Source organism: Fusibacter fontis (assembly GCF_055378735.1).
On record NZ_AP042445.1, the window covers coordinates 332,523 to 352,711 of the forward strand.

The 20,189-nt window shown below is 35.6% G+C and carries 16 protein-coding genes and 12 tRNA genes; 24 read left to right on the forward strand and 4 right to left on the reverse strand.

Annotated elements, in window-relative coordinates; translation table 11 throughout:
* Window positions 1-2 precede the first annotated feature (2 nt).
* The 12 genes from ACZ41W_RS01310 to ACZ41W_RS01365 all read left to right on the forward strand — a co-directional run bounded on the left by ACZ41W_RS01310 (window position 3) and on the right by ACZ41W_RS01365 (window position 1,214).
* Window positions 3-78: transfer RNA gene (locus ACZ41W_RS01310), tRNA-Thr, on the forward strand.
* A 10-nt stretch (window positions 79-88) separates the two neighbouring features.
* Window positions 89-173: transfer RNA gene (locus ACZ41W_RS01315), tRNA-Tyr, on the forward strand.
* A gap of 125 nt (window positions 174-298) precedes the next feature.
* Window positions 299-372: transfer RNA gene (locus ACZ41W_RS01320), tRNA-Gly, on the forward strand.
* Window positions 373-380: 8 nt separating this feature from the next.
* A tRNA-Gln gene (locus tag ACZ41W_RS01325) sits at window positions 381-455 on the forward strand.
* 8 nt (window positions 456-463) lie between these two features.
* Window positions 464-539, forward strand: a tRNA-Lys gene (locus tag ACZ41W_RS01330).
* 17 nt (window positions 540-556) lie between these two features.
* A tRNA-Ser gene (locus ACZ41W_RS01335) sits at window positions 557-645 on the forward strand.
* Window positions 646-655: 10 nt separating this feature from the next.
* Window positions 656-747 (forward strand) — tRNA-Ser (locus ACZ41W_RS01340).
* A 14-nt stretch (window positions 748-761) separates the two neighbouring features.
* Window positions 762-838: transfer RNA gene (locus tag ACZ41W_RS01345), tRNA-Ile, on the forward strand.
* 7 nt (window positions 839-845) lie between these two features.
* A tRNA-Trp gene (locus ACZ41W_RS01350) sits at window positions 846-921 on the forward strand.
* A gap of 26 nt (window positions 922-947) precedes the next feature.
* A tRNA-Pro gene (locus tag ACZ41W_RS01355) sits at window positions 948-1,024 on the forward strand.
* Between the two features lie 9 nt (window positions 1,025-1,033).
* A tRNA-Ile gene (locus ACZ41W_RS01360) sits at window positions 1,034-1,110 on the forward strand.
* Window positions 1,111-1,138: 28 nt separating this feature from the next.
* Window positions 1,139-1,214: transfer RNA gene (locus ACZ41W_RS01365), tRNA-Phe, on the forward strand.
* A gap of 180 nt (window positions 1,215-1,394) precedes the next feature.
* Here the strand turns inward: ACZ41W_RS01365 and ACZ41W_RS01370 are convergent.
* Window positions 1,395-2,357 (reverse strand): ribonuclease H-like domain-containing protein, encoded by a 963-nt coding sequence (locus tag ACZ41W_RS01370; protein WP_464313083.1) that lies wholly within the window; start codon window positions 2,355-2,357, stop codon window positions 1,395-1,397.
* Between the two features lie 349 nt (window positions 2,358-2,706).
* Between ACZ41W_RS01370 and ACZ41W_RS01375 the strand changes: the two genes are divergently transcribed.
* From ACZ41W_RS01375 to ACZ41W_RS01385, 3 genes are all read left to right on the forward strand, one after another.
* On the forward strand, window positions 2,707-3,126 hold the full coding sequence (locus ACZ41W_RS01375) for a nucleoside recognition domain-containing protein (protein WP_464313084.1): 420 nt from the start codon (window positions 2,707-2,709) through the stop codon (window positions 3,124-3,126).
* Between the two features lie 10 nt (window positions 3,127-3,136).
* On the forward strand, window positions 3,137-3,586 hold the full coding sequence (locus ACZ41W_RS01380; protein WP_464313085.1) for a nucleoside recognition domain-containing protein: 450 nt from the start codon (window positions 3,137-3,139) through the stop codon (window positions 3,584-3,586).
* Window positions 3,587-3,806: 220 nt separating this feature from the next.
* Window positions 3,807-4,877, forward strand: a complete 1,071-nt coding sequence (locus tag ACZ41W_RS01385; RefSeq protein ID WP_464313086.1) for an HD-GYP domain-containing protein — start codon at window positions 3,807-3,809, stop codon at window positions 4,875-4,877.
* 157 nt (window positions 4,878-5,034) lie between these two features.
* Here the strand turns inward: ACZ41W_RS01385 and ACZ41W_RS01390 are convergent, their stop codons facing one another.
* On the reverse strand, window positions 5,035-6,027 hold the full coding sequence (locus ACZ41W_RS01390; protein WP_464313087.1) for an asparaginase: 993 nt from the start codon (window positions 6,025-6,027) through the stop codon (window positions 5,035-5,037).
* Between the two features lie 116 nt (window positions 6,028-6,143).
* Here ACZ41W_RS01390 and ACZ41W_RS01395 point away from each other — a divergent pair, with 116 nt between their 5' ends.
* Entirely contained in the window at window positions 6,144-7,403 is a 1,260-nt protein-coding gene (locus tag ACZ41W_RS01395; RefSeq protein WP_464313088.1) for a cysteine desulfurase family protein, read from the forward strand.
* A 33-nt stretch (window positions 7,404-7,436) separates the two neighbouring features.
* Window positions 7,437-8,621: a tRNA uracil 4-sulfurtransferase ThiI gene (gene thiI / locus ACZ41W_RS01400; RefSeq protein WP_464313089.1), complete on the forward strand. Its 1,185-nt coding sequence runs from the start codon at window positions 7,437-7,439 to the stop codon at window positions 8,619-8,621.
* Window positions 8,622-8,710: 89 nt separating this feature from the next.
* On the opposite strand, the gene ACZ41W_RS01405 is transcribed toward thiI, so the two are convergent.
* Window positions 8,711-12,094, reverse strand: coding sequence for a transglycosylase domain-containing protein (locus ACZ41W_RS01405; RefSeq protein ID WP_464313090.1), 3,384 nt, complete (start codon window positions 12,092-12,094; stop codon window positions 8,711-8,713).
* A gap of 218 nt (window positions 12,095-12,312) precedes the next feature.
* On the opposite strand from ACZ41W_RS01405, the gene hflX reads away from it, so the two are divergent.
* The 4 genes from hflX (at window position 12,313) to ACZ41W_RS01425 (ending at window position 15,861) form a co-directional block, all read left to right on the forward strand.
* Window positions 12,313-13,605: a GTPase HflX gene (gene hflX, locus ACZ41W_RS01410; RefSeq protein WP_464313091.1), complete on the forward strand. Its 1,293-nt coding sequence runs from the start codon at window positions 12,313-12,315 to the stop codon at window positions 13,603-13,605.
* On the forward strand, window positions 13,602-14,291 hold the full coding sequence (locus ACZ41W_RS01415) for a YigZ family protein (RefSeq protein WP_464313092.1): 690 nt from the start codon (window positions 13,602-13,604) through the stop codon (window positions 14,289-14,291). Before hflX ends, ACZ41W_RS01415 begins: the two co-directional genes overlap by 4 nt.
* Window positions 14,292-14,333: 42 nt before the next feature.
* Window positions 14,334-15,077: an NAD(+) synthase gene (gene nadE / locus ACZ41W_RS01420; protein ID WP_464313093.1), complete on the forward strand. Its 744-nt coding sequence runs from the start codon at window positions 14,334-14,336 to the stop codon at window positions 15,075-15,077.
* Between the two features lie 67 nt (window positions 15,078-15,144).
* On the forward strand, window positions 15,145-15,861 hold the full coding sequence (locus tag ACZ41W_RS01425; protein ID WP_464313094.1) for a YebC/PmpR family DNA-binding transcriptional regulator: 717 nt from the start codon (window positions 15,145-15,147) through the stop codon (window positions 15,859-15,861).
* A gap of 66 nt (window positions 15,862-15,927) precedes the next feature.
* Here ACZ41W_RS01425 and ACZ41W_RS01430 read toward each other — a convergent pair whose 3' ends face one another.
* A complete protein-coding gene (locus ACZ41W_RS01430) occupies window positions 15,928-16,629 on the reverse strand; it encodes a stalk domain-containing protein (protein WP_464313095.1) in 702 nt (233 codons plus the stop codon).
* Window positions 16,630-16,752: 123 nt separating this feature from the next.
* On the opposite strand from ACZ41W_RS01430, the gene ACZ41W_RS01435 reads away from it, so the two are divergent.
* The 3 genes from ACZ41W_RS01435 to ACZ41W_RS01445 all read left to right on the forward strand — a co-directional run bounded on the left by ACZ41W_RS01435 (window position 16,753) and on the right by ACZ41W_RS01445 (window position 20,186).
* Window positions 16,753-17,670 (forward strand): polysaccharide deacetylase family protein, encoded by a 918-nt coding sequence (locus tag ACZ41W_RS01435; protein ID WP_464313096.1) that lies wholly within the window; start codon window positions 16,753-16,755, stop codon window positions 17,668-17,670.
* A 39-nt stretch (window positions 17,671-17,709) separates the two neighbouring features.
* The gene (fliB, locus tag ACZ41W_RS01440; RefSeq protein WP_464313097.1) at window positions 17,710-18,825 is read left to right on the forward strand and encodes a flagellin lysine-N-methylase; all 1,116 of its coding nucleotides are present in this window, start codon (window positions 17,710-17,712) and stop codon (window positions 18,823-18,825) included.
* A 74-nt stretch (window positions 18,826-18,899) separates the two neighbouring features.
* Entirely contained in the window at window positions 18,900-20,186 is a 1,287-nt protein-coding gene (locus ACZ41W_RS01445) for an ATP-binding protein (protein WP_464313098.1), read from the forward strand.
* Window positions 20,187-20,189: the final 3 nt, after the last annotated feature.

A 20,189-nucleotide genomic window follows, 5' to 3' on the forward strand; every position in this document is an offset into this window, starting at 1 on the left:
ATGCCGGTGTAGCTCAATTGGTAGAGCAACTGACTTGTAATCAGTAGGTCGCGGGTTCGAGTCCCATCACCGGCTCCATTTTATGACTGGAGGGGTTCCCGAGTGGCCAAAGGGGGCGGACTGTAAATCCGTTATCGACGATTTCGAAGGTTCGAATCCTTCTCCCTCCACCATTTAATTATATGATTTGTTATGAATCATTCAACTGGTGTTACACAATTTGTGAATAGAGTAAAAAAGCTGTTGATACTTGTGTGGAATAAGGCTTGAGTTGATAAGAATTTCTTTCCAGTATCGTGCGGGTGTAGCTCAATGGTAGAGCCCCAGCCTTCCAAGCTGGTTGTGAGAGTTCGATTCTCTTCACCCGCTCCAATTTTCATTGGGGATTCGCCAAGCGGTAAGGCAACGGACTTTGACTCCGTCATTCACAGGTTCAAATCCTGTATCCCCAGCCAATTTTCATGGTCCATTAGCTCAGTCGGTAGAGCACCTGACTTTTAATCAGGGTGTCCCGCGTTCGAATCGCGGATGGATCACCATTTTAATTAACAAATTTGGAGAGGTACCGAAGCGGTCATAACGGGGCGGTCTTGAAAACCGTTAGGGTGCAAGCCCACGTGGGTTCGAATCCCACCCTCTCCGCCATTTTAAAATTGGAGAAGTACTCAAGTGGCTGAAGAGGCTCCCCTGCTAAGGGAGTAGGTCTCGACAAGGGGCGCGAGGGTTCAAATCCCTCCTTCTCCGCCAATTTTAAATGTATTGGGCCATTAGCTCAGTTGGTTAGAGCACCCGGCTCATAACCGGATGGTCCGGGGTTCGAGTCCCTGATGGCCCACCAAATATATAGGGGTGTAGCTCAGCTGGTAGAGCAGCGGTCTCCAAAACCGCGTGTCGTGGGTTCGAAGCCTGTCACCCCTGCCATTTCTTTTCAATTTAATATTTTTTATCGGGGTGTAGCGCAGTTTGGTAGCGCATCTGGTTTGGGACCAGAGGGCCGCGGGTTCAAATCCTGCCACCCCGACCATTAAATCATGGGCGTATAGCTCAGCTGGTTAGAGCGCACGCCTGATAAGCGTGAGGTCGGTGGTTCGAGTCCACTTATGCCCACCATGATTACTAAGAAGGTAACTTCTTATTTGCCCAGATAGCTCAGTCGGTAGAGCAGGGGACTGAAAATCCCCGTGTCGGTGGTTCGATTCCGCCTCTGGGCACCATTTTTTTATATTGCAAAAGCAAGTGGGGAATATTAATCCCCACTTTTTTTTATAGAAATTCAAAATTTCTTCGCAAAAGAAAATTGATTAGAATATGAACCAGAATATTGATCATTAAATCAATCAAAAATCTAATTTGAGTAAAGTTGATTATGAAATAGGATAAAAAAAATGATACTACTATATGAGTACCATTTTTAGAAATTCATGGATTATCTGATTAATATTTTCATAAATTACTGTATCATTGAATCGAATGAGCAATGATTCTTTTTTTGAATCTTCTAACTCATATATTTCTCCAAGATTTATAACTTTAGGGTTAATAAATACATATTGAGACTGATTTGAGTCTTTAAAGTGGACAAGATCCATGTTAATTTCGCCTTGTTGGTTACTTAAGTGAAATGAACAATAGTTTGTATGTTTAGTGATTTCGTTGTGTAAACGTGGTATAGAGAGATAGATAGTTGCTTTTAGAGTTTCATTATTAATTTGAGTTTGTAAAATGTAAATTTTTTTGTCATCAATTTTAATGATACTTGGAAATGAATAATTCGTAAGCGTTAGTAACTTAGTTAAGGGAATCATATTTAGAATATCATCGTAGTTGTGTAGTAAAATGATTTGCTTGAGTTTTTGATCCTTTGATTCTAAATATGCTTGATAGAGTACGATGCTGTCTTTTCCACTAATTGTGTCAGTTCTGTTAATTCCTAAGCTTTGTTCTATGGTCTTTAACTTATAATTATCAAGGGGATACCTATCTTTATTTTTTTTTGCAATCCGCAGTAAATCTATGTTAATCAATTTTGGAATTAAATAATGGATGTGGTGGTGCTGAAACCTAGCATTAATAAATGGAAAATCAAAAGAATCACCATTGAAACTGATAAAGTAATCAATTTCATGTTCTTCAATAATTTTTTTTAGTTCTATTAAAAGATCATATTCAGAGTGATAATCGTCATTGAATAATTGAATGACTGTAGGCATTTGATTGGGAATCAAAATTATCAAACCAATGATTACAATCGTATTTTTATGACTTAAGCCGTCTGTTTCTATGTCTATTACAAGTATGTTGTTATTTTTGAAAAGATCATTTATTTGAAGTGAAGTTGTATTTTTTACTATTTCCATGGTGTCCTCCGAAATACAAATGTGAGTCTGTTAAATATTTAGATATTGTAGAGCGATAAGGGGAATCTATATTTCTAAGTTTAATGATTAATATGACCTACGTCAATTGATATTGTGACTTAATTCTAAAGAAGTCAAATCTGTAGAAGATTAAGTAGGTTAATTCGTCAAGATGAAATTCTTGTATTTTAGTTGAATCAAATTGACAAATGTGATGTTTCGGTATGTATCTGATTTATAGTTGTACTACATTAAGTAGATTAACAAAACGGAATAATCACTAGCTAATCTTATGAATTTATGTTAATATATAAGCGATAATATTTCGAATATAGAATGGTAGGATTAAATGATTACATTAGATACGTTCAAGCGTGGTATGGTAAATGGACTAAAAACATTGTGGATCTTATCTAGAGTTTTAATACCTGTTTATTTAATTGTTACTGTGATAAGAATGACACCGTTAATTGATGGAATAGCAGTTGTTTTCAAGCCATTAATGATTTGGTTTGGATTACCCGGCGAAGCAGCTATTGTTTTAGTTTTAGGGAATGTTTTGAATCTATATGCAGCTTTAGGTGCGATTGCATCGCTAACGCTTTCTGTGAAACAGATTACCATACTTGCTGTGATGCTAGCCTTTTCACATTCATTAATTGTTGAAACGGCAATATTTAACAAATTAAAAGTAAATACAGTATTCGTTGTATTGTTGCGTTTGAGTTTGTCAATAATCAGTGGTATTTTGCTAAATGTCTTTTTATAAAGAGGAAATTATGAGTTATCTAATCGAGTTTTATGAAATTGGAATCATAGGCAGTATTAAATCTATTTATGGGATTGCTGTTATTGTTATCCCACTCATGATTTTTATGGAAATTGCGAAAGATTTAAAAATTCTTGATGGGGTTTCGAAATTATTTTCACCCATTTCGAAATTTTTAGGAATGAGTAACAGGTCAGCTTTTCCGTTAGCGGTAGGATTGTTCTTTGGTATTTCATATGGAGCAGGTGTTTTAATACAATCCATGAATGAAGATGAGTTAGATACAAAAAGTGTGCTTCTTGTATCTATATTTTTAGCTGCTTGTCATGCAATTGTAGAGGATACATTACTGTTTGTTGCCGTTGGAGCGAGTGGAATCATTATTGTATCGGTTAGACTTATAAGTGCATTTTTTCTTACTTATTTCTCATCATTATACATGACTAAGAAGAAAATGTAATTTTTTGGATTAAGGATTAAATGATAGTTTAATTTAACAATAATCGAATGAAGTAACAGCCAAATGAAGTAACTGTCAAATGATGTAACTGTCAAATGATGTAACTGTCAAATGAAGAAACAGTTAAGTTAAATGAAAATCAGATCTAGCGTTAATCCGATTTAACTTTAATATATAAATAAAGCATGATGAGATAATTTGTTAAGATAGGGGGATCGTAATGAAGGAGATTTCAATAGATGATTTGCAAATTGGCATGAGATTGTCTAAAGATATTTATAATGATTTGGGGAATATTATATTATCTCAAGGGACTGAATTTCAATCACGACATGTAGATTATTTTAAAAATCATAATATTACTCACGTTTTTGTTTCAGAAGATGGTCAAGACGAAAAATCTTTCGCTTATAAAAATATTTCTTTAGAAACTAAGTACCGTGAAATTAATAATAATTATGCAGTTGTTCTTGATCGTTTTAAGAAAATCTATTATCAAGTTCAAAATAAAGATTTTGATTTTGATGTTAAGACAGTAGAGGATGATATCAAACCTTTAATTGACACGCTATTGGCTGATAATGATGTGCTTGGTACAATGCGTTTACTTTCGTTTAGAGAAAGCTATAATTTCACTCATGCTGTAAATGTATCCATGCTTGGAGCCATGTTAGGAAAATGGTTAGGACTTGGCAAAAGTAGTATTTACATGATTGGTATGGCTGGTTTGTTACATGATTTGGGAAAGACAGCCGTTCCGCAAGAACTGTTGTTAAAAATGGGGACTTTGAGTGAAATTGAGAAAGGCGCATTGCAAGATCATTCTAGACTCGGATATGAACTTTTAAAAAATAATTTATCCATACCTAAAGAAGTATTAGCTGCAATTTTATTTCATCATGAACGAAGCGATGGTACTGGATATCCAAGCGGACTTAAAGAAGAGCAGACTCCGTATTTAGCTCGAATTATAGGCGTTGTGGATGTTTTTGACGCTATTACGTCTGATCGTGTTTATAAAAAGGGAATTTCATCCTTTCAGGCATTTAATATTATGAAAGATGAAAGTTTCAGAGGGTTAGATCCTGTGATTACGGACGTTTTCATGACCAACATTGCTAAATATTTTATTAATAATAAAGTGAAATTAAATGATGGTCGAGTGGGCGAAGTTATTTATATTAATAAGTTTGCGTTGAACAGACCACTTATTAAAACTGGAAATGAGTACGTAGATTTATCAAGTGATTATTCGCTTGATATTGAGGAAGTATTACTTCATCATATGTAATGAAGTGGTTTGCTTATTATGATAATTCATCTTTTAGTCAATAGATTACTGGGTGGTTATTTGAGGATAAGTTGAATAATAATTAATTAAGGCTATAATATTTAAACATATTATAGCCTTACTATTTGTAGTTTATCTTATGATGCACTCATTTTATTTACTTGCTGTAAACACCCATTTCAAAAATAGCTTTTATGTCTTGATAGTCTTGTGTTTTGCCTAATGCAAGCATTAGTTTAATACGTGCTTTTTGACCATTAAGATTACCACCAAATATTGCGCCATGATTTCGAATATCCTTACCACCTCCGGTGTATCCATAGGAGTCTAAAACTCGTCCCATCGGACAACGTGTAACGATGACAACAGGAATGTTGAGTGATATTGCGCGTTTAATGCCATCAATCATGCCTGGTGGAACGTTGCCTCGCCCCATTGCTTCTATTACAAATCCCTTCGTACCATTGTCAATGGCGAAATTCATGTACTTAGAATCATAACCAACGCATGCTTTAATGAGTTCTACTTCTTTTTCGTATCGTGTGGTTTCAATGTGATCATGCTTTATGATGTTTCGATAAAAAATAACTTCATCATTGTCTACAATTCCTAGTGGGCCAAATTCCAAAGATTTGAAAGTATCTAGGGAGAGTGTATGGGATTTAGTCGTTTCACGAGCTGAATTGACTTCATTGTTGAGAACGATGAGCACACCTCTGTTCTGTGCATCATCAGAAGTTGCAGTACAAATCGCTGCTGATAGATTGCTTGGACCATCGTAGCCAAGCTCAGATCCATTTCGCATTGCAGCCACAAATACGATTGGTTTTTGGCAATTGATATTTAAGTCTAAGAAGTAAGCAGTCTCTTCGAGCGAATCCGTTCCGTGAGTAATTACGACACCATCAATATCTGCACGTGAAATTGTTTCTTTCACAAGAGTTGATAACGACCAAATTAGATCTGGTGTCATGTGTGGGCCAGGATAACTGCCAAATGTAATAATTTCAATATCTGCAATTCGATCAATATTGGTTACCATTGACATGATTTCTTCGCTTGAGAGTGCAGGTATAGCAGCTGCTAATCTTTCGTCAACTTTCATTGAAATTGTTCCGCCAGTGAAAATTACAGCGATTCGTTTTTTCATAGAATCCTCCGATGAAGTAAAATTTTACAAATAAATTTTATTTAATCCAAAATTATTATATAATAATGTGATAGATATTAAAAGAAGCATTACGGAAATGTAAAGGAGATATATTCATGTACTTAGATTATGCAGCGACTTCACCGATTTCAATATCTGTCAAGGAAGTCGTTGATCAGATGATAGAATGTTATGGTAATCCTTCTTCACTTCATACGTTAGGTGTTGCATCGGAACGTAAACTGAAGTGTGCAAGAAAAACGATATGTGATCATTTGAAGGTTGGCGAAAGGGAATTGATTTTCACTTCTGGGGGTACGGAATCCAATAATTTAGCCATTTTGGGATCGGTTGATCATAGAAGTTCTGGTCGATTTATAACAAGTTGCATTGAACATCCATCTGTTTATAATACGATGGAACATTTATCAAAACGTGGATTTGAGACGGTTGTTTTACCAGTTGATAAAGACGGACTTGTGCGTGTTGAGGATCTAAATAACGCTTTAACGACGAATACGGTTCTAGTTAGCATTATGCACGTTAATAACGAAGTTGGATCAATACAGCCGGTACAGGCGATAGGAGAATGTATTCATCAATTCAATAAGGAACATCGAACTTCAATTCGATTTCATGTAGATGCAGTTCAATCATTTGGGAAAATGAAAATAGACGTCAAACGCTCTCACATTGATCTTATGAGCATAAGTTCTCATAAAATTAATGGTTTAAAAGGTGTAGGTGCACTGTATGTTCGTTCTGGACTTCACATGAAGCCACTTTTTTATGGTGGTCAGCAAGAAGGTGGAGCAAGACCTGGAACCGAGAATTTATTAGGCATTTTAGCATTTGAACAAGCCGTGAAGGATTGCACAGATCGTTATCAGCAATTAGATCAGGTATTGAAAATTAAGAACGCATTTTTACTGGGATTGCTATCTTATTATTTTGATAATTTGAATTTTGAGCAGCAACCAATGGATCAATTGGACCATGATCATGCGGAAGATTGGATTAACACTCATATAAAACATATTGAGAATTACGTGAGTGTAAATGGCAGTTTAGTCAATCAGGTTTCACCTTATATCCTGAATTTAAGTTTTATTGGCGTTAAAGGGGAAGTATTGCTTCACACTCTTGAGTCAAAAGATATTTATATTTCTACAGGGTCAGCTTGTTCATCCAAGAAAAAAGCATACTCCCATGTCATTCAGGCGTTGACAAGTGATGAGAATCGTCTGGAGGGGAGTGTCAGATTAAGTTTTCATCCGGATTTAGACACTGAAGAAGTTTATGAAACTGGTAAAATTGTAGCGCGGGCGGCTGATGAACTAAGACGTATTATGTTTAAGCCAAAAAAGAAAAAATAGTGTTGTTTATATGTTAATTAATTTGAGGTGAATATGAGAGAACTACTACTTGTAAGATATGGTGAAATTGGTTTGAAAGGAAAGAATATCCGCACTTTTGAGAAAAAGTTTGTGACCAATATCAAAAAGGCATTAGCCAAATTTCCAGAAACGGTTGTGCTAGATAAACATGGACGTGTTATTGTTGAGTACAATGAAGAATACATGGACGAAATTATTGAGGCTGTTACGAACGTTTTTGGAGTGGTATCGGTAAGTCCAGCAACGAGGGTTGTAAAGGACATTGAAGTCATTAAAAAGACCTGCTTAGAGCTTGCGCTCAAGTTGAGTCAAGAAATGCCGATAAAGACGTTTAAAATTGAAACAAATAGAGCTGATAAGGGGTTTCCGCTAAATACGCCTGAAATTAATCGCACGGTGGGAGCGCATTTGTTAATAAATACAGACCATTTAAAAGTAGATGTGCATCATCCGGATTTACTTTTAACTGTTGAGATTCGAGATCAGGTGTATATATTTAGTAAGAGATATCCAGGTGTAGGAGGTATGCCTTATGGAAGCGCTGGAAAAGGATTACTTTTACTTTCAGGTGGAATTGATAGTCCTGTGGCTGGATATATGATGGCGAAGCGTGGACTTGAGCTTGAAGCAATTCATTTTCATTCATACCCATTCACAAGTGAAAGAGCATTAGAAAAGGTCGTTGATTTAGCTGCAAAACTGACGAAATATACAAGAAATCTCAAAATTCATAGTATCAATATTCTAGAGATTCAAAAGGCAATTAATGAAAAATGTCCGTCTGAAGAAATGACTATTTTATCAAGATGTTTCATGATGAAATTGGCTGAGCAAATTGCAAATCAATTTGAATGTAAGGGCTTAATAACAGGCGAAAATCTTGGACAAGTAGCAAGTCAGACAATTGAAGGTATGACGGTGACCAATAGCATGGTAGAGCTTCCAGTTTTTAGACCTCTTATCGCATATGATAAAGTACAGATCATAGAAGTTGCAAAGCGAATTGATACTTTTGAAACGTCTATCTTACCGTTTGAAGATTGCTGTACAGTTTTCTTGCCAGATCGTGTAGTGACAAAGCCACGGTTAGATAAAATACAACAGTCATTGAGTTTGTTAGATGTAGATGCGCTCGTCAAAGAGGCGATTTCCAATAAAGAAACGATTATTGTCGTTGAAGGAAAAAGAAGACAATAGATAAAAGGTACAAGTGACTAGATAAATCACTTGTACCTTTTTGTGTTTGTTCATTCTGAATGGTTTGTTTTAATGAATCGCTTCGGACATCATGGGTAGAGAATATCCAGTTCTTCTTTTGTATAGTTTGGAATCATCTTAATATCAGTTGCTGCAATTGTCGATCCATCTTCATAAAGAATGGAGTTATCAGGCAAGATTTTTGTTCCTTTTGGAAGGAGTATAATTCTGCCATCAGTGAGTTCAATAGGATATGATCTTTGAATCATGATGGAACCATCTGCCATCGTAACCAGCGGTTCGATTCCTAAATTAGAATCTTCAGTTGGTGTTTCTGTTGTTGGCTGAGTTGTGCTTTCAGTATGCACATCGCAAGTATCGAGTGGCAAGTCATAAGCGGAGTCTCTTAGGATAATTGGGTTGCCTTTATCGTCTAAATGATCTGCTGGAATGTACGGTTCTGGTCGCTTGACAAAAACACGAGATTCAATAAGTGTCGTTGGACAATTTGGACCAGCCAATTTACCACTTTCAGTACAGATATCGGCAGTAACATGGATATCATCTACTTCTGTTGGAACGGTTCCTTTTAAGAAAATTTCCGTGCGAATGGTTCCGCGTGGATCTTTGGCGGACAAATCACTAGGTAGTTTTCCTGAAATGATATCAACTTGAGCTGTTTCAATACCGGATGGTACTTCAAATTGCTTTGGTTCCAAATCAACATGAATATCTGCCATGACAGTTTTCCAAAATTGAGCTGCGATTCGAGAGCCTTGATCTAACGGAATATTATAGTCATTTCCGAACCAAACACCGCCTACATAGTATGGTGTATAGCCAACAAACCAAGCGTCAATATTGCTCGAAGTTGTACCAGTTTTACCTGAAACTTGCATGATGTCGTTGTTAGGAGACAATTTAGCAGCTGTTGCAACACCTGAGTCAACGCTTGTTTTCATTAAGTCTTGTACAATATATGCGACATTTTCGTCCACAATATACGTTTGTTTTGTTTCATTTTTTAGTAATATGTCACCTTTAGAATTTTTTACAGTTTTATAGGTCGTTACGCTATTACGCACACCTTTGTTTGCAATAGCGCCATATGCAGAAGTCAGATCGAGTGGGGTAATGCCCTTTGTCATACCACCGAGCGCAACTGCAGCTATATTGGCATCATTCGTTTCGCCTTCTTTAACGAGGGTGCTGATGCCAAATTTATCTAAATAATCGAGGCAAGTTTGAACCCCTAACTCTTTTGCTAAAAGTGCTGCAGTAACGTTGATGGATTGTTGTACGGATTCTCTTATAGTGACAAGACCCCAATGTTTAGCATAATTGCTGTAAGCTTCGTACCAATTGAGTGGCCAACGTGTTTCATCTCCCATAAGGTATACAGGGCGGTCATCGAGGACAGAAGCAGTCGTGAACTTCTTGCTATCAATAGCAGGTGTAAACACTGAAATTGGTTTTATTGCTGATCCCGGTTGTCTTGGATTTGTTGCACGATTGTATACGCGTTGTCCTGAAATGTTTCGTCCACCAACGATGGCTTTGAGTTCGCCGTTGTGATAATCAATGATAACCATCGCAGATTGTGGTTGAATCGTACCAGCTTCGTTAATGACATAATTAGCGTGGGCAACACGAAGATTTTGTTCGCTATCAATCGCGAAGAAATCAGAATGTTCCACTAAAAACTTTTTGTCAATGACCACGTTGTTATTTTCATCAAATGATTTATATTCATTTGGAATCAATACATCTTTTCCTTCGTGTGTGTAGAGTTCTGAAAGATTGTATTTTCCTCCTGCGAGTTTTTCGTTTTCTTCACTATTTTCATTGTAAGTGAACGTTTCTTTTACAACTACTTGAATACTCACAAGTTTATCGTCCTGATAATGTGGATAAAAATAAAGTCGCTTTCCTTTTAATAAAACAAGATTGCCATCTGCATCAAACGTGTAATCGCTTGATGGAATGACTAAGTTTTTATTTTCATCAATCAAGTTAGATTGTTTATAAATGATGATTTTTTTACTTTCTTCACTGATGATATTTCCATTTCCATCGAGAATGACGGTTACTTTAGGGAAATTTTCGTTGTTAATCAGATATCCCAAATCAAATAATGTCTTCTTCAACAAAATGACTTCTTCATTATTAGAGCCTTTTTTATAGACTTCTTGCGTAAATGTTGAAGTATCCATGCCAGTTAGTTCGCCAATTTTTGCAATGGTATTTTTACCACAAACACCATCTACAGTGAGTCCATTGTTTTTTTGGAACGTGCGGACAGCTACAGCAGTGGATTCACCATAATATGTTGTGAAATTTTCTTTAGCATAGTGACTTTCTAAAGTCTTTTGCATATCAAAATCAATAGTGGACTCAATAACTAGGCCACCAGTGTATAGCAAATTATTTGCTTCTGCTGTAGTGTAACCATACTCAGCTTTTAAGTCTTTAATGACATCGTCTTTTACCATATCAGCAAAGAACGATGAAATCTCTGATTGAGATGTTTTTCCAGGTTTGATAACCGTTTTTAGATCAACTGTCTTAGCATACTCATATTCTGCATCGGTAATTTTATTGTTTTCATGCATTAAGTAAATAGAAGTTAAATAGCGGTCAACGCAGTTTGGATTAAACACGAGTGTATAAAGTGGATCGCTATCTTCTAATACAAAATCTTCAGGTGTCACATCCACTTTCTTTTTCGTAATCATTGGCGTATAATACGATGGTGATTTTACAATACCTGCGAGTAACGCTGATTCAATATAGTCCAGTTCAGAAGCGCTTTTAGAAAAGTAAGTTTTTGCAGCTGCTTCTACACCATTGGTATTGGCACCTAGATAGACTAAATTGAGATAGCCTTCAATGATTTGTTCTTTTGTCAAATATTTTTCAAGTTCAATTGCATAATAAGCTTCTTTAATTTTACGGTCTAAATCCCTCTTACTTTTCGTTTCATATAAGTAGACATTACGCGCAAGCTGTTGAGTGATGGTACTTGTACCACCAAGTCGTTTGCCTGTCACGAGTGTATCTTTTACAGCACCAAACAAGCGAATAAAGTTGAATCCATTGTGCGTGAAAAAGGTCTTATCTTCAACCGCTACAAACGCGTTAATTAAATCTTTGCTCATATCGTCATAATGAATAACGGTTCGGAGTCCTTCATTTTGGATATGCTCCAAAACGCGACCTTCACTATCTACGATAACAGAGTTTTCAGAAAGTGCTGCCGAAATTTGGTCTGGATCAATCGGTTCGATGCCTTTCAGAACAACCATCACGTATAGGTATACAACAGTCACACCTGTGATACCGAGAATAATCATGGCAATCAATGCTATTTTGAGTATATTCATAAGTGATTTTTTAGGTTTTTTTGTTTTTTGACTCGGCTTTCCCGGTGGTGTACTTTTGTGGTTGGGAGTTGCTTTTCTTGTGCTTTCCATTTAAACCTCCTGAGGCTGATTTATCGCATGGATGCGATAGTATTGACACAAAAAATGTTACAACGTATTATATCATAAATAAATAACCTGAGTCCCAATTTTTAAAGTATTATAATGAATTCTTAATATTTTTATCAGGGACTCTTTTGATTTTGAGTGTGATTATAGATAAGGATGTAGTATAATTGGATGTATATGAGGCGTGTACGGAGGGTAAAATGGCTGAAAAAGACGTGAATTTAATAGAATCGGTTAGTGATAAAAAGCAGAAAGCTGTTTTAGTGGGATTATTTCAAGGCCTAAAAAATGAGTTTTGCATTGAAGATTCAATGAATGAGTTAGCTGAACTCGCGATGGCTGCAGATGCGGAAGTTGTGGATATAATTATACAAAATAAGTCAAAAATTGAAGCGCCAACTTATATTGGATCTGGAAAAGTTGAAGAAGTTAAAATGTCTGTAATGGACACAGAAGCAGATATCGTTATTTTCAATGATGAATTGTCGGGAGCTCAAATGAGGAATTTAGAAGAACTCATTGGCGTGACAGTAGTGGACCGTACAGCACTAATTTTGGACATTTTTGCATTACGAGCACAGACAAAGATTGCAAAACTTCAGGTCGAGTTAGCGCAGTTAAAATATCGTTTACCAAGGTTGATAGGCATCAATGCAAATTTGTCTAGAACGGGTGGCGGAATTGGAACTAGAGGACCTGGAGAGCAAAAACTCGAATTAGATCGTCGTAAAATTCAAGATCGAATTGATGAAATTAAGAGACAAATTCAAGAAGCAGATAAAAATAGAATTGTACAAAGACAACTTCGTGAAAAGAACGAAGTTCCAGTTGTAGCTCTAGTGGGATATACAAATGCAGGAAAATCATCATTAATGAATTGTCTCATCGGTCAATCAACTGAATTAGATGTAGAAAGACATGTATTTGAAAAAGATATGCTTTTTGCCACACTCGACACGTATAATAGAAGGATTGTGTTGGAGGACAAAAAAGAGTTCATTTTGACGGATACAGTAGGGTTTGTTTCAAAGCTCCCTCACAGTTTAGTCAGTGCATTTAAGGCAACATTAGAAGAAACTTTGAATGCCGATTTATTGTTGCATGTTGTCGATGCAAACAATGATAGTTATGCCATGCAAATGGAAGTAACTCATCAAGTTTTGGAAGAGCTTAAAGCACAGTCTATCCCAATGATTACGGTATATAATAAAATAGATAAAGGTCATTCTGTTGCTAATTTCGATCAAGACGCCGTATTTATTTCTGCAAAAACAGGGGAAAATATTGAGCTGTTAGTATCGAAAATTAAACAAATGATTTTTAAAGACCACAAGCTCGCAAAGTTTTTAATTCCTTATACAGAAGGAACCATCTCATCTTATCTTTGTGAAACCTATAAAGTGATTGAACTTGAATACCAAGAAGAAGGAACGATGATTTGTGCAGAAGTGTCCATTGCAGACTTTAATCGTTATCAAAAATATGCCCTATGAGAAATCATCGTACAATTTATAAAGATGCATCCGTAGAACATATCATCAGTAAATCTAGATTTATTGGGTATGCTTGTCCAGTACAAACAGAGAATGAAGCAATCCTATTTATCGAGAAAATCAAAAAAAAGCATTGGGATGCCACTCATAACGTACCGGTATATGTTCTCGGGGAGACTTTTTCAGTGCAAAGGTATTCGGATGATGGTGAACTTTCTGGTACTGCAGGTGTTCCAATCCTTGATATGTTAAAAAAAGAAGGGATTACCAATGCCTGTGTAGTTGTCACACGTTATTTTGGTGGTGTCAAATTAGGAACGGGTGGACTTGTAAGAGCATATACTGAAACTGCAAAATTAGCACTTGAAGAGGCTTGGATTGTCGAGCGTCAATTAGTATGTGAAGTTGAGCTCAGTTTTGAGTATCATCATCATGGAAAAATTCAAAATTACTTGCTCCATCATGAAGGAATCATCATTCGAGATACGCAGTTTTCGGATACAGTTTCAATCTCGATTTATTACGAACCAAGTATAGAAATAGAAGTTTTAAATCAGTTGATTGAAATGACTGCAAATCAAATAGAGATTCATAAAAAAGAGGATTGTTATATCACCGTTAAAGATGGCAAGGTGTTAGAAACCAATTTCTATGACTCACCTACAAATTTAGATATGAAGTATTGAATGAATTATTACAAGATAAAAATCATAAAGAGAGGCTTTCAAATGAACAAAACAATGGAAGAAAAAATTGAACTTACAGTTGAATGGATTAGAGAACAAGTTCGTGATTCTAAAACAAATGGTGTTATTGTTGGATTATCAGGTGGTATTGATTCAGCGGTCGTTGCATGTTTATTAAAAAAAGCATTCCCAGATCAATCGATGGGTGTGATCTTACCCTGCAAAAGTAGCCCAAAAGATGAATTAGATGCAACTGAACTTGCAAAGGCAATTGACATCCCTTTTGTAAAAATTGATTTATCAGATGCTCATGGTTTTATTTATGAAAAAGTGGAAGAACAATTATCAGGGTATGATGTAAAAAATGCAAGATTGGCAGATGCAAATTTGAGAGCGAGATTAAGAATGTCGTCAATCTATGCAATTGCAAATTCTTTGGGATATTTAGTAGCAGGAACGGACAATGCAGCTGAAATCTTAACGGGATATTTTACTAAATATGGTGACGGTGGTGTCGATATCGTACCAATTGGAAATTTATTAAAACGTGAAGTGTTTCAATGGGCAAAAGCACTAGGCGTCCCACAAAGTATATTGGAACGACAACCTTCTGCAGGTCTTTGGGAAGGGCAAACAGATGAAAGTGAAATGGGAACTACCTACGATTACATTGATGACTATCTGCTAGGAAAGAGCATACCTGAAAAAGATCGACTCATAATAGAAAAATTAAATCGCTCGACAGAACATAAAAGAAAGCTAGCACCAGTGCCGCCAAAATTCTAGTCACTGGTTAGGTTGTATGTTATAATAGTGAAGCAAATTAAAGTATAAGAACAGGAGTGAAAAACCCGTGGGAAGAATAGGTACAATCATCCAAAGAAAAGGCAAGCAAGATGCAAAAAAAGCAAAAGAATTTACAAAATTAGGTAGATATATTATGGTTGCTGCACGCGAAGGTGGCGCTGATCCAGCTTATAATGCAGCTCTAATGAGTGCCATTGAAAAAGCAAAAGCAGCGAACATGCCAAATGATAACATTGATCGTGCAATTAAAAAAGGTGCTGGCGAAAATGACGGCGCGATTTTTACTGAGTTGACATACGAAGGATACGGACCAGGTGGCGTCGCTGTTTTAGTTGAGTGTTTAACGGATAACACAAATAGAACAGCAGCTGATGTGAGAAGTTATTTTGTAAAAGGCAAAGGGAATCTAGGAACAAATGGCTGCGTAAGTTTTATGTTTGACAGAAAAGGTGTTCTCGTTATTGATAAAATAGATAAAATGAACGATGAAGAAGTTGAAATGGCTGTTATTGAAGCTGGAGCTGAAGATTTTTCAATTGAAGAAGATCATTATGAAGTCTATACAGATATATCTGATTTTGCAGGTGTTCGTGATGCACTATCTGCTCAAGGATATGAGTTTTCAATGGCTGAACTTCGCTATTTACCACAAACGATGACGAAACTTTCTGATGAAGAAGACATCAAATATATGCAAAAACTCATAGATTTATTGGAAGACAACGACGATATTCAAACTGTTTACCATAACTGGGAAGAATAATTAAAAGCCTCCAAGCTTGATGAGCGCCTGGAGGCTTCAATTTTATGAACTAAGGTAATTTACTGACTAAGGCATCGTGATTTCAACTACATTACCTGGAATTTTTTTGTCGTGATAGAGAGCCGTTACGCTAATATAGTACTTTTGGCCACTGACAAATTTTCCACCTAAGTCACCATTATTGTAGTAAGTAGAATTCGAAATTTCAAATGTGGTTGTGCTATCATCGGTGATATAAGCAGCATAACCATCAGCAGGATATGCTGGTTTGCTATTTTTAATAGATGCGACCACTTTGTAACCTTCAAAAGTTGAAGCTGAAATTTTATTCCAAGAAACGATGATTTTACCATTCTCTACTTTTGCAGTAACAACTGGAACAACATAAGTTGCCGTAGAAGGACTTGTCGATTTTTTTGAATCGTCATCGCCTTTTTTGTCATCATCTTCATCGTCTTTGTAAGGAATGCCTAACGTTGAATCACCATGTGTGATTGTAATGGTATTCTTCTCAGGTACCCAATCAACGGTTGCATTTAAGGCTTTAGCAAGGGATTTAATCGGCAAATAAGTTCTTCCGTCATAAATAATAGGTTTTAACTCTTTTCCATTTTCATCATACGTAACAAATGGTTGACCGTTTAAGACGATTTTTAAGTCTTCGTTGAAAGCGGCAATGATTTGTGTGATGACCGTAGTACCTGATGAAATGCTGTAAAAAGCCAAAATCAGAATTAACAATACCAGTAATAAAAATTTCTTTTGCATAATGACCTCCTATTTTTAAATGTTTGACGCGATTATTCAAAGGAAAAACGACACTATTTCAGAATATTCAGATTATTCTGCTCTCCTTAATTATATCATATTTTGATTTGAGGATATGTTACAATGAAAAGACAATTTACCAAAGTACTCATTATTTTATTGGCTGTTTTGATGTTTACATCAGGCTTCAAAGCAATTCAGATTAATAGTGATCAGAAATCTCAATTAGCCGAGTATGAAGAAATGATTCGAATACAGAATGATAAAATTCAGTATTTGAGTCAATATGAAAAAGAAATTAAAGATCGAGATCTTTTGATAGAAGAAAAAATTCAATTAATAGAAGAGTTAAACTGCGATGTAGATCGCTTAAATGCACAGTATGAAGCTGTGAAGGCTCAGAACCAAAAATTAACGGACAAAGTCGTTTACTTAACTTTTGATGATGGACCTTCTAAAAAAGCAACAACTGAAATCTTGAATATTTTAGATCAATATGGCATAAAGGCAACATTTTTTGTTCAAGGTCGTAATGTATCAAAGTATCCAGATATCTTAAAAAAAATAGTCAAGTCTGGACATGCAATTGGCAATCATTCATATTCACATAGTTACAATGGCATTTATGCCTCAAGTGAAGCATTTTGGAATGATTTTGATAGCTGCCAAGAAGTTGTATTTAATACAATTGGCATTTACCCTGAACTATTTAGATTCCCTGGTGGTTCTAATACCGCTGTTAATTTAAATGGTCAAAAATTTGTCGACGACATTAATGCTCAGTTGATTGAACGGCATATTCAGTATATTGATTGGAATGTGGATTCTGGGGATGCTAAAAGCAATGGCGCATCGTCTGAAAGTATTCAAAATACAGTTGCGAATCAGTTACAAAAGAAAAAGAAAGTCGTCGTTTTATTTCATGATACGGATGCAAAAATGACGACAGTTAAAGCTTTACCAGGTGTAATTGAATATTACTTGGCAAAAGGATATCGATTTGATAAATTGGATGCCTCTGGTTTTTCGATACAATTTTAGTATTTATAGAAGTCTGTTAAAAATCGAGGAGTTATTGTGATGCAAATTCCAAAGTATTTACAACATTTCAAATGCATTGGCGGGCAATGTGAAGACAATTGCTGTATTGGCTGGGATGTAGATGTCGATAAAAAAACTTATAAAAAGTATCAGCAAGTAAAAAATCCACGGATGAAGAATGAACTCATCAAGTATTGCAAGAAAAATGAGTATGTAGACAACGAGGATATCAACTATGCTTTTATTACATTGACGGAAGAAAAGAGATGTTCATTTTTAAATGCGGATGGTTTTTGTATGATACAAAAGCACCTTGGAGAAGACTATCTTTCAAATGTTTGCTCAGATCATCCGCGTATGACTCATAAAATTGATGGAATATATGAACGTTCTGCAACGCCATCTTGTCCTGAAATTGCACGATTGTTATTTGAAAATGAACATGCGATGGATCTCGTGACCATCAAAACGCCTGAAGCTATTAAACTATTAACGTACTCAGTAAATACTCAGGATAAAAAAAATTCAGATCCTTTGGTCCGTGATTTAACGAATATTCGCAATCAGTGTATGTCCTATTTTCAAAATGATCAGCAGTTTGAGTATCAATTGATGCAGATGGCAGCTTTTATACATGAAAAAATGCACAAGCAAACTCTTGATGTGTCAAAATTACTCAATCGTAATAGCATAAACTCCGTAAGTGATGAGTTCAAAGAATTCTCCAAGTGGGTTTTAGACAACTTGGTGGATTTGGGAATAAATGATTCCACACGATTTGTCCAGTTCCATGAAACCCTCTATTTGACACAGATTGAACTTGGTTATAGCAAGTATTTGACGTTTCAAAACACCTATCCATATATTTTAAGAAACTGGGCACTCAATCATATCTATAAGAATTTATTTCCATTTTCAGAAGGCGATTCAATAGAAGAAGCACTTTGGCTCATGTTATGTCGTTTTGTTGTTGTTAAAAGGCATTTAATGGCTTTAGCTGTAAATGAAATTGAGCTTAGTAAACACATTGTGATTCAGTATTTACAATCGTTTTCTAAAGTAATTGAACATCATAAATACTTTGAAACACATATTGTTGCACTATTAAAACAGAAAAAATATAAAACTAAAAATATAATAGAAGCGATATTATAGAAATTTTTTAGGATGATGTATTTTGGGTATATTCAATGACAGTTGTAAGTGATGGTTCATTTGCGGAGGGTTGTATGAAAATATTAATAGTGGAAGATAGTAAAATTAATCAGTTAATTGCAAGAGATACGCTCATTAAGTACAGCATTGCAGATGTGATTGAATTTGCCATGGATGGAGAAGAAGCGCTTGAACATATCTATACTCATACTGTTGATTTGGTCTTACTAGATATTATTATGCCTAGGATGACAGGACTTCAGGTACTTGAACAACTCTACCAAGCAAAATTTGAAAATCCACCTAAGATCATTATGTTAACGACCATTAGCGATACCAATACATTAAAAGCGTGTTTTGATTATGGTGCATCCGATTATATTAAGAAACCATTTGAAGAAATGGACTTTGTTGCTCGTGTGAAAACGACGATACGCGATATCGAAAATGAACAAATTTTGAAACAAAAAGCGATTTTGATTGAAGCTCAAAATAATCAATTGATAGCAGTGAATGAATCCCTTAAGCAAGCACAGTTTCATTTGGTTCAAAAGGAAAAGTTAGTGGCGATTGGCGAGCTAGCAGCAGGAATTGCTCATGAAATTAACAATCCGTTAGCGTTTGTGATTAGCAACTTTACAAATATAAAACAGTACGTGAGCAATGTTCAAACTTTTATCAATTCGTGCATTCAAAAGATGAATACGGATGGTACAACTTTGGATGAATTAAAGCAATATGTTCAATTTGAATGGACTGAACGGGATATGGAATTTGTTTTTGACGATTTTCCAGAGTTAATTAAAGACTCTCAAAAAGGTTTGGATCGCGTGGCTAAAATCGTGAGTAGTATGAGAAATTTTGCTAGGTTATCTGATGAGAATTACTTTGAATATGTTAATATTGGTGAGCTCATCGAAGAAGTTCTTGTAGTTGTAAATAATGAAGTGAAGTACATCGCAAATGTTGAACTAAACTTGTTGCCATGTCCTCAGGTAATGTGCAATAAAGGACAAATTGAACAAGTACTAGTCAATTTAATTGTCAACGCTGCACAAGCTATTAAGGGCGCTAATGACACGATTCAAGGCTGTATTAAGATAGAAACCATTCCAGAAAAAGATTATTGTATCATTAAAATTGAAGACAATGGCCCCGGTATCAATGACGAAAATAAAAGTAAGATATTTGATCCGTTTTTTACAACCAAACCTGTGGGTCAAGGAACGGGTTTAGGATTAAGTATTTCACACAATATAATTGTCGATAAACATAGAGGAAAAATTGATGTAGATAGTCATATGGGAAATGGAACGACATTTACGTTATCGTTGCCGTATGAGCATGAAGAAAATGAATAATTA

Coding starts and splice junctions, on each gene's coding strand:
- ACZ41W_RS01370 (WP_464313083.1), bottom strand. CDS start 2,357: ATGGAAATAGTAAAAAATACAACTTCACTTCAAATAAATGATCTTTTC.
- ACZ41W_RS01375 (WP_464313084.1), top strand. CDS start 2,707: ATGATTACATTAGATACGTTCAAGCGTGGTATGGTAAATGGACTAAAA.
- ACZ41W_RS01380 (WP_464313085.1), top strand. CDS start 3,137: ATGAGTTATCTAATCGAGTTTTATGAAATTGGAATCATAGGCAGTATT.
- ACZ41W_RS01385 (WP_464313086.1), top strand. CDS start 3,807: ATGAAGGAGATTTCAATAGATGATTTGCAAATTGGCATGAGATTGTCT.
- ACZ41W_RS01390 (WP_464313087.1), bottom strand. CDS start 6,027: ATGAAAAAACGAATCGCTGTAATTTTCACTGGCGGAACAATTTCAATG.
- ACZ41W_RS01395 (WP_464313088.1), top strand. CDS start 6,144: ATGTACTTAGATTATGCAGCGACTTCACCGATTTCAATATCTGTCAAG.
- thiI (WP_464313089.1), top strand. CDS start 7,437: ATGAGAGAACTACTACTTGTAAGATATGGTGAAATTGGTTTGAAAGGA.
- ACZ41W_RS01405 (WP_464313090.1), bottom strand. CDS start 12,094: ATGGAAAGCACAAGAAAAGCAACTCCCAACCACAAAAGTACACCACCG.
- hflX (WP_464313091.1), top strand. CDS start 12,313: ATGGCTGAAAAAGACGTGAATTTAATAGAATCGGTTAGTGATAAAAAG.
- ACZ41W_RS01415 (WP_464313092.1), top strand. CDS start 13,602: ATGAGAAATCATCGTACAATTTATAAAGATGCATCCGTAGAACATATC.
- nadE (WP_464313093.1), top strand. CDS start 14,334: ATGAACAAAACAATGGAAGAAAAAATTGAACTTACAGTTGAATGGATT.
- ACZ41W_RS01430 (WP_464313095.1), bottom strand. CDS start 16,629: ATGCAAAAGAAATTTTTATTACTGGTATTGTTAATTCTGATTTTGGCT.
- ACZ41W_RS01435 (WP_464313096.1), top strand. CDS start 16,753: ATGAAAAGACAATTTACCAAAGTACTCATTATTTTATTGGCTGTTTTG.
- fliB (WP_464313097.1), top strand. CDS start 17,710: ATGCAAATTCCAAAGTATTTACAACATTTCAAATGCATTGGCGGGCAA.
- ACZ41W_RS01445 (WP_464313098.1), top strand. CDS start 18,900: ATGAAAATATTAATAGTGGAAGATAGTAAAATTAATCAGTTAATTGCA.